At 71.2% G+C, this 11,699-nt stretch carries 10 protein-coding genes; 8 read left to right on the forward strand and 2 right to left on the reverse strand.

All coding sequences use genetic code 11. From position 1 onward, the window contains the following. The first annotated feature begins 29 nt into the window (after positions 1-29). Positions 30-914, forward strand: a complete 885-nt coding sequence (locus AB0H56_RS21490; protein ID WP_357165972.1) for a helix-turn-helix domain-containing protein — start codon at positions 30-32, stop codon at positions 912-914. 165 nt (positions 915-1,079) lie between these two features. Here AB0H56_RS21490 and AB0H56_RS21495 read toward each other — a convergent pair whose 3' ends face one another. Next, positions 1,080-1,589 (reverse strand): MarR family winged helix-turn-helix transcriptional regulator, encoded by a 510-nt coding sequence (locus tag AB0H56_RS21495; protein ID WP_357165975.1) that lies wholly within the window; start codon positions 1,587-1,589, stop codon positions 1,080-1,082. A gap of 93 nt (positions 1,590-1,682) precedes the next feature. Between AB0H56_RS21495 and AB0H56_RS21500 the strand changes: the two genes are divergently transcribed. Beyond that, positions 1,683-3,758, forward strand: a complete 2,076-nt coding sequence (locus AB0H56_RS21500) for an MMPL family transporter (protein WP_357166026.1) — start codon at positions 1,683-1,685, stop codon at positions 3,756-3,758. Positions 3,759-3,821: 63 nt separating this feature from the next. After that, positions 3,822-5,468 carry a bifunctional 3'-5' exonuclease/DNA polymerase gene (locus AB0H56_RS21505; protein ID WP_357165978.1) on the forward strand — a complete coding sequence of 549 codons (1,647 nt, stop codon included), beginning with the start codon at positions 3,822-3,824 and terminating at the stop codon, positions 5,466-5,468. 10 nt (positions 5,469-5,478) lie between these two features. Here the strand turns inward: AB0H56_RS21505 and AB0H56_RS21510 are convergent, their stop codons facing one another. Next, the gene (locus AB0H56_RS21510; RefSeq protein ID WP_357165982.1) at positions 5,479-6,615 is read right to left on the reverse strand and encodes an acyl-CoA dehydrogenase family protein; all 1,137 of its coding nucleotides are present in this window, start codon (positions 6,613-6,615) and stop codon (positions 5,479-5,481) included. Positions 6,616-6,813: 198 nt separating this feature from the next. On the opposite strand from AB0H56_RS21510, the gene AB0H56_RS21515 reads away from it, so the two are divergent. The 5 genes from AB0H56_RS21515 to AB0H56_RS21535 form a co-directional block, all read left to right on the forward strand. Next, positions 6,814-8,313: a CoA-acylating methylmalonate-semialdehyde dehydrogenase gene (locus AB0H56_RS21515; protein ID WP_357165985.1), complete on the forward strand. Its 1,500-nt coding sequence runs from the start codon at positions 6,814-6,816 to the stop codon at positions 8,311-8,313. A gap of 6 nt (positions 8,314-8,319) precedes the next feature. Next, positions 8,320-9,459 carry an acyl-CoA dehydrogenase family protein gene (locus AB0H56_RS21520; protein WP_357165988.1) on the forward strand — a complete coding sequence of 380 codons (1,140 nt, stop codon included), beginning with the start codon at positions 8,320-8,322 and terminating at the stop codon, positions 9,457-9,459. Continuing rightward, positions 9,456-10,526, forward strand: a complete 1,071-nt coding sequence (locus tag AB0H56_RS21525) for an enoyl-CoA hydratase/isomerase family protein (protein ID WP_357165991.1) — start codon at positions 9,456-9,458, stop codon at positions 10,524-10,526. The genes AB0H56_RS21520 and AB0H56_RS21525 overlap by 4 nt, the downstream gene beginning before the upstream one ends. Next, complete coding sequence (gene mmsB, locus AB0H56_RS21530; RefSeq protein WP_357165994.1) at positions 10,523-11,419, forward strand: 3-hydroxyisobutyrate dehydrogenase; 897 nt, start codon at positions 10,523-10,525, stop codon at positions 11,417-11,419. The genes AB0H56_RS21525 and mmsB overlap by 4 nt, the downstream gene beginning before the upstream one ends. Beyond that, positions 11,416-11,699: enoyl-CoA hydratase-related protein (locus AB0H56_RS21535; RefSeq protein WP_357165997.1), on the forward strand; the 284-nt coding region annotated here is incomplete at its 3' end. The genes mmsB and AB0H56_RS21535, both read left to right, overlap by 4 nt.

Consider the following 11,699-nt stretch of genomic DNA (forward strand, 5'->3'; position numbering starts at 1 on the left):
TAAGCCCGGCCGCCGACGCCGGTCAAGAGGTGAGCGCAGATTCCGTCGTCGGCGTGGCCTCCCCGCCGACGCAGCGGGTCGTGAAAGTGCTGGAACTTCTCGCGCGGCACGCCACCGACCGGCTGTCGCTGGCACGCATCGTGCGCGAGGCGGGACTGTCGAGGGCCACCGCGCACGCGGTGCTCACCCAGCTCACCGCCGACGGCTGGACCGTCCGCGACGACGACGGCTGCTACGGCATCGGCCTGCGGCTGCTGGCCGTGGCCCGCCGCGCCGAAGCCGCGTTCCCGCTGCGCCGCACCGCCGCGCCCCACCTGCGCGCGCTCGCCGACCGCACCGGCCACCCCGTGTTCCTGGCCGAACGCGACGGCGACAGCATCGTCGTCACCGAGGTGGTGGGGGAGCCCTCGGCCGGCTGGATCCGCGCGGGCCGGCGGCTGCCGCTCGCGCCGCCGGTCTGCCGTGAGTTCATCGCCTGGGAGCCGGAGGTGGCACAGCGCGCCTGGCTCGCCACCGCCGACCCGGCGCACCGGGACCGGCTCGCGCGCGTCCTCGCCGAGATCCGTACGCGCGGCTACTCGGTCGAGCGCCTCGTCGACGACTCGACGCCGATGCTGGAAGTCCTCGCGGGCCTGCGCAATTCGCCGATCACCGAGGCGCTGCGGGCCCAGCTCGGGTCGGTGATCACCGAGCTCATCACCATCGACTATCTGCCCGAGGAGCTAGGGCCGGAGAACGCCGTGGTCACCGTGGCGGCACCGATCCGCGACGAGCGCGGTGCGGTCATCGCCTCCGTGGTCTCCTGTCCGGATTCGCGGCTGTCGAGTGCGGCGCTCGCCGACCTCGGCGCCGCCACCATCGCCGCGGCGGAACGCGTCCGAAGCGGCGCCTCCGCCACCGCCTCGACGGACTGACGCCGCAGTGGCCTCCCGCCACGAGCGGCCGGGGCGCCCGGCGGTGGCTTGCGGGACAGTGTGCCGGCCGAGCTCTGCGACGATCGCCTCGACGCCAGGGCTCTCCGCACGCTGCCCGCGCTGTCGTCGCCGAGGTGTGCGGCAAGCGATCTCGCCGGCGCGCGGTCAGCCGGCGGTCTGTCCCGGCAGCTCGCCGTAGAACTCGCGCAACGCGGAGGTGATCCCGACGAAGACGCGATGGGCCGCGGCCAGGTCGCTGTCGGGCAGCTCCGCGAGCGCGGCCCTGGTGCGCGCGCTGAGCGGACCGAAGAAGCCGGCCGCCACGGACATCCCGTGGTCGGTGTAGCCGAGATGGACGCGCCGGCGGTCGGTCTCGTCGGGCACCCGCTCGAGGTGGCCGGATTCGATCATCCGCTCGACGAGATAGGTGACGGCGGGCGCGGAGACGCCCATGAGCCTGCTCAACTGCCCCGCCGTCACCGGCGCGCCTTCGGCCTCGGCGGTCGCGACGTGCATCAGGGCGCGGAAATCGTTGGGCCGCAAGCTGTTCGAGCGCGCGAAAACATGCCCGATCTGCTCGGAGATCGCGGTGAGCGCACGCAGATCCCGCGCGATCTCGGTCTCCAGCCCCGCTCGGTCGAGGGCGGGATCGATGTTCGCGGTGTGTTCGTCCACGCGCTGTCTCCTCTCGGTCCGGCTGCGAGCTTAGCCGCCCGGGGTCGGTCGACATTGCCAGGTAGTTAAGTTTCTGAAATAGTACGGTCCGTGATGGGAGCGAACGAGCAACAGGGCTGGGACCGGTTCGCCCGGCTGGTCACCGGGCGGCGATCGTGGGTGTTGCTGCTGGCCGTGGTGGCGGCTGCGGTGGCCGTCATGGGGCTGGCGGGCAGCAACGACAGCGCCGGTCGAGCGCCGGTGTCGTTGCCGTCGACGTCGGAGTCCGCCAGGGCGGCCGCGGCGCTGGCGCGGTTCCCCGGCGCGGGGGAGGCGGCGGCCATCGCGGTGGCCACCCGGACCGACGACGGCGCGTTGACCCCGGCGAATCTCGCGGCACTCGATGCCGCGCTGGTGCGCGCCGGGGTGGCGGCGAACAGCCTGGTCCCGGCGCCGGACGGCCGCGCCGCGCTGGCTCCGGTCCCGGTGCCGGCCGACCTCAACGGGTTCGCGCTCACCGATCGGATCGACGAGGTGCGCACCGCCGTGACCACCGACCTGCCGGAGCCGTTGCGCGTGCAGGTGACCGGCGGGCCCGCCTTCGGCGCCGACATCGCCAACTCGTTCTCCGGCGCCAACACGCTGCTGCTGATCGTGACCGCGCTGGTGGTGATGGCGCTGCTGATCCTCACCTACCGGTCGCCGGTGCTGTGGCTGGTCCCGCTGACCGTCGTCGGCCTGGCCGACCGGGTCGCCACCAGTGTCGGCACCGCGCTCGCCCAGCTCACCGGCCTCACCTTCGACGGCTCGACCTCCGGCATCACCAGCGTGCTGGTGTTCGGCGCGGGCACCAACTACGCGCTGCTGCTGGTGTCGCGCTACCGCGACGAGCTGCATCGTCACGCCGATCATCGCGCGGCGCTGCGGGCCGCGGTGCGCCATGCCGCACCCGCCATCGTCGCCAGCAATGTCACCGTGGTCGTGGCGCTGCTGACCCTGCTGTTGGCGGCGCTGCCCAACACCCGCAGCCTCGGCGCGTTCGCCGCCGCCGGGCTGGTCGTGGCCCTGATCTTCGTGCTCTGCGCGCTGCCGCCCGCCCTCGCGCTGTGCGGACGCCGCGTCTTCTGGCCGTTTGTGCCCGCCGCGGACGGCCGCGATCCGGCCGAGCACGGCATGTGGGCCGTGGTGGCGGCACGCGTCGTGCGCCGCCCCGCCCTCGTCGCCGGCGCGGCGGGCGCGGTGCTGGTGGTCTTCGCGACCGGGCTCCTCATCACCGACATCGGGCTCTCCCGCACCGAGCAGTTCCGGGTCGAAGCCGAATCCGTCGACGGGCTGCGGACCATGGCGGCGCACTTCCCGTCCGGCGCCGCCGACCCGGCCGTGGTGGTCGCGCGCACCGCCTCCGACGCCGCCGTGCAGTCGGCGCTCGACGGTGTGGACGGCGTCTCGGGGGCCACCCGCACCGGCACCGACGAGGATCGGTCGCGGTGGTCGGTCGTCCTCGACGCGGCGCCGGGTTCGGCCGAAGCGTTCACCACCGTCGAGGGGATCAGGGCCGCGGTCGGGGCCGTTCCCGGCGCGGAAGCGCTGGTCGGTGGGTCCGACGCGGAGGCCCTCGACATCCGGGACGCCGCGCGCCGCGACCAGGCGCTGGTGATTCCCCTGATCCTGGCCGTGGTCCTGCTCGTCCTGCTGGTGCTGCTGCTGGCGGTTCCCGCGTCGCTGCTGCTGGTCGGCGTGACGGTGCTCAGCGCGCTCGCGGCCCTCGGCGCGGGCAGCTGGATCAGCGACACCGTCTTCGGATTCCCCGCACTCGACACCAATGTCCCGCTGTTCGGGTTCCTGTTCCTGGTCGCGCTGGGCGTCGACTACACGATCTTCCTCGTCACCAGGGCCAGGGAGGAAGCGGCCACGCACGGCACCACGCAGGGCATGGTCCGGGCGGTCGCCTCGACCGGCGCGGTGATCACCAGCGCCGGTGCGGTACTGGCCGCGGTCTTCTGTGTGCTGGGTGTGCTGCCGTTGATCACCCTCACCCAGCTGGGCATCGTCGTCGGCGTCGGCATCCTCCTCGACACCTTCGTCGTGCGGACCCTCGTGGTGCCCGCGCTGTTCGAGCTGCTGGGCGACAAGGTCTGGTGGCCCGCGAAACCGCAAGGCGCGGAAGCGAAGGCACCGGCCTCGGCATGAGGGCGGACGGCGGGGTCCGCGCGGCGCGGCCGTCGTGTCGGACCCTGCTGCCAGACTCACGGCATGCGGTGGGCGGTGGCGGAGACGGGCGACGGTGGCGCACGCCTGTGCCCGCTCGGCCCGGACGGCAGACCCGCCGGACCCGTCGAGACGGAGCCGTCGACAGTAGCGGCCATCCGGGCCCGCCCCCTGGTCGAACGGTGGGTATGGCGATCCACGCCCGAGATCTACCGCTCCCTGCTGGCCGCCGGCGTCCGGGTCGACCGGTGCTATGACGTCCAGGCCGCCGAGTCCCTGCTGATCGGCTACGAGGAGGGCCAATCCGGTCAGCCGCGCTCGCTCGCGGCCGCCTGGGCCCGGCTGCACAACCTGCCCGTGCCGCCCGATGCGCCCTTGCGCGCCGCCGACACCCAGCCCTCGCTGTTCGAATCCGCCACGGCCCCACTGCCACCCGGCGTCGACGAATTCGACGCCCTGCTCGCCGTCTACGCGGGACAGCTCGCCCGGACGGCGCGGACCGAACATCCCGACCGGATGCGGCTGCTGCTCGCCGCCGAATCGGCGGGCATGCTGGTCGCGACCGAGATGTCGCGGGCCGGGATCCCGTGGCGCGCCGACATCCACCGCGAACTCCTGGACGGCATGCTCGGCGAACGATTCGCCGGCGGGGAACCACGGCGGATGGCCGAGCTGGCCGACGAGGTGTCGCGCGCGTTCGGCGGGGTCCGGGTGCGCGCCGACCTGCCCAACGAGATCGTCAAGGCGTTCGCTCGCGCGGGAATCGTGTTGTCCTCCACCCGGAAATGGGAACTCGAGCGCGTCGACCATCCCGCCGTCGCGCCGCTGCTCGCCTACAAATCGCTGTATCGCGTGTACACCGCGCACGGCTGGTCCTGGCTCGACCAGTGGGTGCACGGCGGCCGATTCCGGCCCGAATACCTACCCGGCGGGACCGTGACCGGCCGCTGGACCACCAATGGTGGTGGCGCCCTGCAGATTCCGAAGGTGATCAGGCAGGCGATCCGCGCGGACCCCGGCTGGACGCTCGTGGTCGCAGACGCCGACCAGATGGAGCCGCGCATCCTGGCCGCCGTCTCCCGCGACCCCGGCCTGATGGACGTGGCGAGCCGCAGCGATGACCTGTACGCGGATCTGGCCGCGCGCGGTCTCGGCGGCGACCGGTCCGAAGCGAAACTCGCCCTGCTCGGCGCCATCTACGGCCAGACCTCCGGCGACGCGCTCACCCACATGGCGGCCCTGCGCCGCCGGTACCCGCGCGCGGTCGCCTACGTCGACGACGCGGCCGACGCCGGCGCGGAAGGCCGCCTCGTCCGCACGTGGCTGGGCCGCACCTGCACACCCCTGTCGGCCATCCCGGAGCACGACCTCGCCGGTTTCACCGGCACCCCCGCGGCGCGGGCGCGCGGCCGCTTCACCCGGAATTTCGTCGTGCAGGGCAGCGCCGCCGACTGGGCGCTGCTCGTCCTCGCGGGCCTGCGCCACACCCTCTTCCACGCCGGGCTGCGCGCCGAGCTGGTCTTCTTTCAGCACGACGAGGTGATCGTGCACTGTCCGGTCGAGGAAGCCGCGGCGGTCGCCAAGGCGATCGCCACCGCGGCCGACACCGCGGGCCGGATCGCCTTCGGACCGACCCCGGTGCGGTTCCCCTTCACCACCGCCGTCGTGGACTGCTACGGCGACGCCAAGTAGCGGCCGCGGCTCAGAGGAACCGGGCGATCAGGTCCTTCATGACCTCGTTCGCGCCGGCGTAGATCCGGGAGATGCGGCCGTCGGCCCACATGCGCGCGATCGGATACTCCTCCATGTACCCGTAGCCGCCGTGTAGCTGGACGCAGCGGTCGATCACCTGCGACTGCTGATCTGTGGTCCAGTACTTGACCATCGCGGCGGTCTTGACATCGAGCGCGCCCCGCAGGTGCTTCTCCACCGCGGCGTCGACGAAGGTGCGCACCACCTCGGCGATGGTGGCGCACTCGGCCAGCTCGAACCGGGTGTTCTGCATCGCGAACAGCGGCTTGCCGAAGGCGTTGCGCTGCTTCACATAGGCGAGGGTCTCGGCGACGGCGGCCTCGATCGCCGCGGCCGCCGCGACGCCGCAGATCAGGCGTTCCTGGGGGAGTTGCTGCATCAGCTGGATGAAGCCCTCGCCCTCGGCGCCGAGCAGATTCGCCCGCGGGACCCGCAGGTTGTCGAAGAACAGTTCGGTGGTGTCCTGGCCCTTCTGGCCGACCTTCTTCAGCAGCCGGCCGCGTTCGAAGCCCGGGGTGTCGTCGGCGACCTCGGCGACGACCAGCGAGACGCCCTTGGCGCCCTGTGTCGGATCGGTCTTCACGGCGATGATGAGCAGATCGCAGTTGCGGCCGTTGGAGATGAAGGTCTTCGCGCCCGTGATCAGGTAGTCGTCGCCGTCCTTGACCGCCTTGGTCGCGATGTTCTGCAGGTCCGAGCCGGTCCCGGGTTCGGTCATCGCGATGGCGCCGATCCACTCGCCGGAGGCGAGCTTGGGCAGCCAGCGCTTCTTGTTCTCCTCCGAGGCGTAGGCCAGCAGGTAGTGCGGCACGATCCCGGTGTGCACGCCCAGCTGCATGGCCGAGTCGCCGCCCTTGACCTGCTCGGTGAACAGCACGGCTTCGTGCGCGAAAGTGCCACCGCCGCCGCCGTATTCCTCCGGGATCGACATGCACAGCAGGCCGAGCTCACCCGCCTGCCGATAGACCTCCCGGCTCGGGAAGCCCTGGGCGGCGAACTCCTCGCGCCGCGGCGCGACGGTGTTCGCGAAGAAGTTGCGGGCCAGTTCGGCCAGGCCGTGCAGCTCCGAGTCGGCGTCGGTGGTCATCGGGGTCCTCTTCTCGTTGTGGGGTCCTGCGGCACCAGAGTGGACACTCTGTTGGCATTCTGTCAATAGTCGGGCGATACTCGGACCGGCATTGACAGAGTTCCCCCATGGATGCGATGGTGCCATTTACATGGACATCCAACTATTGGATAACCTCAGACTTGCGCTCCGCGCATCGACCCTCGGCAAAGGACTGGCATGGTTCGCGAATTGACCCACTTCATCGGCGGCGAGCACGTGACGGGCGCCTCGGGCGCGTTCGGCGACGTGTTCGACCCCAACACCGGCCAGGTGCAGGCCAGGGTCCCGCTGGCGAACACCGCCGAGGTCGAGGCGGCCATCGCGAACGCGGCCGCCGCGCAGCCGGTGTGGGCGGCGTTCAACCCGCAGAAGCGGGCCAGGGTGCTGATGAAATTCCTGACGCTGGTCAACGACGAGATGGACAGCCTGGCGGCGCTGCTGTCGTCCGAGCACGGCAAGACCCTCGCCGACGCCAAGGGCGACATCCAGCGCGGCCTCGAGGTGATCGAGTTCGCCGTCGGTATCCCGCACCTGCTCAAGGGCGAGTACACCGAGAGCGCCGGCACGGGCATCGACGTGTACTCGATGCGCCAGCCCCTCGGCGTGGTCGCGGGCATCACCCCGTTCAACTTCCCCGCGATGATCCCGCTGTGGAAGGCGGGTCCGGCCCTGGCGTGCGGCAACGCGTTCGTGCTCAAGCCCTCCGAGCGTGACCCCTCGGTGCCGCTGCGCCTGGCCGAGCTGTTCCTCGAGGCGGGGCTGCCGCCGGGGGTGTTCAACGTGGTCAACGGCGGCAAGGAAGCCGTGGACACGATCCTGCGTGACGAGCGGATCAAGGCCGTCGGCTTCGTGGGCTCCACGCCGATCGCGCAGTACATCTACGAGACCGCCACCGCCAACGGCAAGCGCGCGCAGTGCTTCGGCGGGGCGAAGAACCACGCCATCGTGATGCCCGACGCCGACCTCGACGACGTGGCCGATCAGCTGATCGGCGCGGGCTACGGCTCGGCGGGCGAGCGCTGCATGGCGATCTCGGTGGCCGTCCCGGTGGGCGAGGAGACCGCGGACCGGCTGGTCGCGAAGCTGACCGAGCGGGTGCACAAGCTCAATGTCGGCCGCTCCGACGATCCGGGCGCCGACTTCGGCCCACTGGTCGGCCGGGACGGTGTGGACCGGGTGAACGGTTACGTCCAGATCGGCATCGATGAAGGCGCCGAGCTGGTCGTCGACGGGCGCGGGCTGACCGTGGAGGGCGCCGAGGACGGCTACTTCGTCGGTGCGAGCCTGTTCGACAAGGTGACCGCCGACATGCGGATCTACCGCGAGGAGATCTTCGGTCCCGTGGTCACCGTCGTGCGCGCGGGCGACTACGAGGAGGCGCTGCGCCTGGCCGACGAGCACGAGTACGGCAACGGCGTGGCGATCTTCACCCGCGACGGTGACACCGCCCGCGACTTCGCCGCCCGCGTCCAGGTCGGCATGGTCGGCATCAACGTGCCGATCCCGGTGCCGATCGCGTACTACACCTTCGGTGGCTGGAAGCGTTCGGGCTTCGGCGACCTGAACCAGCACGGCCCGGACTCGATCCGCTTCTACACCAAGACCAAGACGGTGACGCAGCGCTGGCCCGCGGGGCTGAAGGAGTCCAACGCCTTCGTCATCCCGACGATGGACTGAGCGTCGATGTTCACTCTCGACGACGACGAACGGGCGATCACCGAGACCGCGCGCCAGTTCGCCGACGAATTCCTCGCGCCGAACGCGCTGGACTGGGACGAGCACAAACACTTTCCGGTCGACGTCCTGCGCAAGGCGGGCCCGGTCGGGCTCGGCGGCATCTACGTCGCCGAGGACGTCGGCGGCTCGGCCCTGCGCAGGCTCGACGCGGTGCGCATCTTCGAACAGCTCGCGACCGGCTGCCCGGCGGTGGCCGCGTACATGTCGATCCACAACATGGCGACCTGGATGATCGATGCGTACGGCACCGAGGAGCAGCGGCACCGCTGGGTGCCCGGCATGGCCTCGATGGAGCTGCTCGGCAGCTACGCCCTCACCGAGCCGGGCGTCGGGTCCGACGCGGCGGCCTTGAGCACCAAGGCCGTTCGTGACGGTGACGACTACGTGCTCACCGGCGCCAAGCAGTTCATCTCCGGCGCGGGCGCCAACGACGTCTACGTGATGATGGTGCGCACCGGCGGCGACGGCGCGCGTGGCATCTCGGCCCTGATCGTGCCCGCCGACACCCCGGGACTCACGGTGGGACCGAACGAGCGGAAGATGGGCTGGAACGCCCAGCCCACGCGCCAGGTGATCCTGGAGGAGGCACGGGTTCCGGTCGCCAACCGGCTCGGCGCCGAGGGCGACGGCTTCTCGATCGCGATGAACGGGCTCAACGGCGGGCGGCTCAACATCGCCGCGTGTTCGGTCGGCGGTGCGCAAGCCGCGCTGGAGAAGGCGGTTCCGTACCTGACCGAGCGCCACGCGTTCGGCACACCGCTGGTCCGCAACGACGCCCTGCGGTTCGAGCTTGCCGATATGCGCACCGAGCTGGAGGCGGCGCGCACACTGCTGTGGCGGGCCGCGGCCGCGCTCGACGCCGGGGCGCCGGACAAGGTCGAATTGTGCGCGATGGCCAAGCGTTTCGCCACCGATGTCGGCTTCGCGGTGGCCAACAAGGCGTTGCAGCTGCACGGCGGCTACGGCTATCTGCACGAGTACGGGCTGGAGAAGATCGTGCGTGACCTGCGGGTCCACCAGATCCTCGAGGGCACCAACGAGATCATGCGGGTGGTCGTCGCCCGCGCAGTGACAGGAGCGGCATGACCGACGAACCCGAGGTGCTGATCGCCGTCGAAGACGGCCTCGGCCTCATCACCCTGAACCGGCCCAAGGCCATCAACGCGCTCAATCACGCGATGACACTGACGATCACCGACGCGCTGCGCGCCTGGGCCGCCGACGACGCGGTGCGCGCGGTGGTGCTCTCCGGCGCGGGGGAGCGCGGCCTGTGCGCCGGCGGCGACATCGTCGCCATCCACGCCGACGCGAAAGACGGTACGGCGGGCGCGGATTCGCCCACCGGGCGCTTCTGGCGCGACGAATACCTGCTCAACGCGCTGATCGGCGGCTACCCCAAGCCGTACGTGGCGATCATGGACGGCATCGTGATGGGCGGTGGTGTCGGCCTGTCCGCGCACGGCAGTCACCGCGTCGTCACCGAGCGCTCCCGCATCGGGATGCCGGAGGTGGGCATCGGCTTCGTTCCCGATGTCGGCGGCACCTACCTGCTCTCGCGCGCGCCGGGCGAACTCGGCGCCCACATCGCGCTCACGACCGCGCGGATGACCGCGGGCGACGCGATCGCGGCCGGTTTCGCCGACCACTACGTGCCGTCGGCCGCGCTCCCGGAACTCCTCGCGGCCCTGCGCACCCGGAGCGTGGACGAGGCGATCGCCGCGGTCGCCCAGCCGGCGCCCGCCTCGGACCTGCTCGCCCAGCGCAGCTGGATCGACACCTGCTACGCCGCCGACACGGTCGAGGAGATCGTGGCACGCCTGCGGTCCGCCGACGCACCGGAGGCGACCAAGGCCGCCGACGACCTGCTGGCGAAATCGCCTGTCGCGCTGAAGGTCACGCTGCGCTCCCTGCGTGCCGCGCGCGGGCTGGACAGCCTCGAGGCGGTGCTGGACGAGGAGTACCGGGTCTCCGTCGCCGCGCTCGCCTCGCACGACCTGGTCGAGGGCATCCGCGCCCAGGTCATCGACAAGGACCGGAATCCGCGGTGGGCCCCCGCGACCCTCGCCGATGTCACCGACGACCTGGTGTCGGCGTACTTCGCCGAGCTGGGTGAGCGGGAACTGCGGGCCACGACACAGGAGACACAGCGATGACCAAGAAGATCGGCTTCCTCGGCCTCGGCCACATGGGCGCCCCGATGGCGGCCAACCTCGTGCGGGCAGGCTACGACGTACTGGCCTACGACCCGGTGCCCGCGGCCCAGGGCCAGGCGCGCGCCGACGGCGCGACCGTGGTGGCCACCGCCGCCGAGGCGGCCGCCGGCCGCGACATGGTGATCACTATGCTGCCCAACGGCAAGCTGGTGCTCGACGTGTACGCCGAGCTGCTGCCCGCCGCCGAGCCGAACACCCTGTTCATCGACTGTTCCACCATCGATGTCGCCGACGCGAAAGCCGCTGCGGCCCAGGCGGTCGCCGCCGGGCACCGCCCGTTGGACGCGCCCGTCTCCGGTGGCGTGGCCGGCGCCACGGCGGGCACGCTCACCTTCATGGTGGGCGGCGCGGCGGCCGATTTCGCCGACGCGAGCGACGTCCTCGGGGTGATGGGCGGCAAGGTCGTGCACTGCGGTGACGCGGGGGTCGGCCAGGCCGCCAAGATCTGCAACAACATGCTGCTCGGCATCTCGATGATCGGGCTCTCGGAGGCCCTCGTGCTCGGCGAGCGCCTCGGGCTCAGCCACCAGTCGTTCTTCGACGTGGTGTCCACCGCCTCGGGCCAGAGCTGGGCGCTCACCAGCTACTGCCCGGTCCCCGGTCCCGTCCCGGCCAGCCCGGCCAACAACGACTACCAGCCCGGCTTCGCCACGGCGCTCATGTCCAAGGACCTCACCCTCGCCGCGAACGCGTTGCGCGCCAACGGCATCGACGGACAGCTCGGCGAACTGGCCGCGGCGATCTACGAGCGATTCAACCAGACCGACGGCGGCCGGGACTTCTCGGCGATCGTCACCGACATCCGCGACCGGTCCGGGGAGGCCGCCGAATGAGCGAATTCGAGACCATCCTGCTCGAGACGAAGGGCCGGGTCGGCTGGATCACGCTGAATCGGCCCAAAGCGCTCAACGCGCTCAACAAGCAGGTCCTCGACGATGTCGTCGCCGCGCTCGACGAGCTCGAGGCCGACGACTCGATCGGCGCGGTGGTGATCACCGGTTCGGAGAAGGCTTTCGCCGCGGGTGCCGATATCAAGGAGATGGCGCCGCAGTCCTACATGGACATGTACATGTCGGATTTCTTCGCGGGCTGGGATCGGCTGGCGAATTTCCG

Origin of the sequence: Nocardia sp. NPDC050717 (assembly GCF_040654275.1) — a bacterium.
GTDB lineage: Bacteria > Actinomycetota > Actinomycetes > Mycobacteriales > Mycobacteriaceae > Nocardia.

Bases quoted from the DNA above. Each gene is read 5' to 3' on its own strand.
- AB0H56_RS21500 (WP_357166026.1), top strand. From the start codon at position 1,683: ATGGGAGCGAACGAGCAACAGGGCTGGGACCGGTTCGCCCGGCTGGTC.
- AB0H56_RS21505 (WP_357165978.1), top strand. From the start codon at position 3,822: ATGCGGTGGGCGGTGGCGGAGACGGGCGACGGTGGCGCACGCCTGTGC.
- AB0H56_RS21510 (WP_357165982.1), bottom strand. From the start codon at position 6,615: ATGACCACCGACGCCGACTCGGAGCTGCACGGCCTGGCCGAACTGGCC.
- AB0H56_RS21515 (WP_357165985.1), top strand. From the start codon at position 6,814: ATGGTTCGCGAATTGACCCACTTCATCGGCGGCGAGCACGTGACGGGC.
- AB0H56_RS21520 (WP_357165988.1), top strand. From the start codon at position 8,320: ATGTTCACTCTCGACGACGACGAACGGGCGATCACCGAGACCGCGCGC.
- AB0H56_RS21525 (WP_357165991.1), top strand. From the start codon at position 9,456: ATGACCGACGAACCCGAGGTGCTGATCGCCGTCGAAGACGGCCTCGGC.
- mmsB (WP_357165994.1), top strand. From the start codon at position 10,523: ATGACCAAGAAGATCGGCTTCCTCGGCCTCGGCCACATGGGCGCCCCG.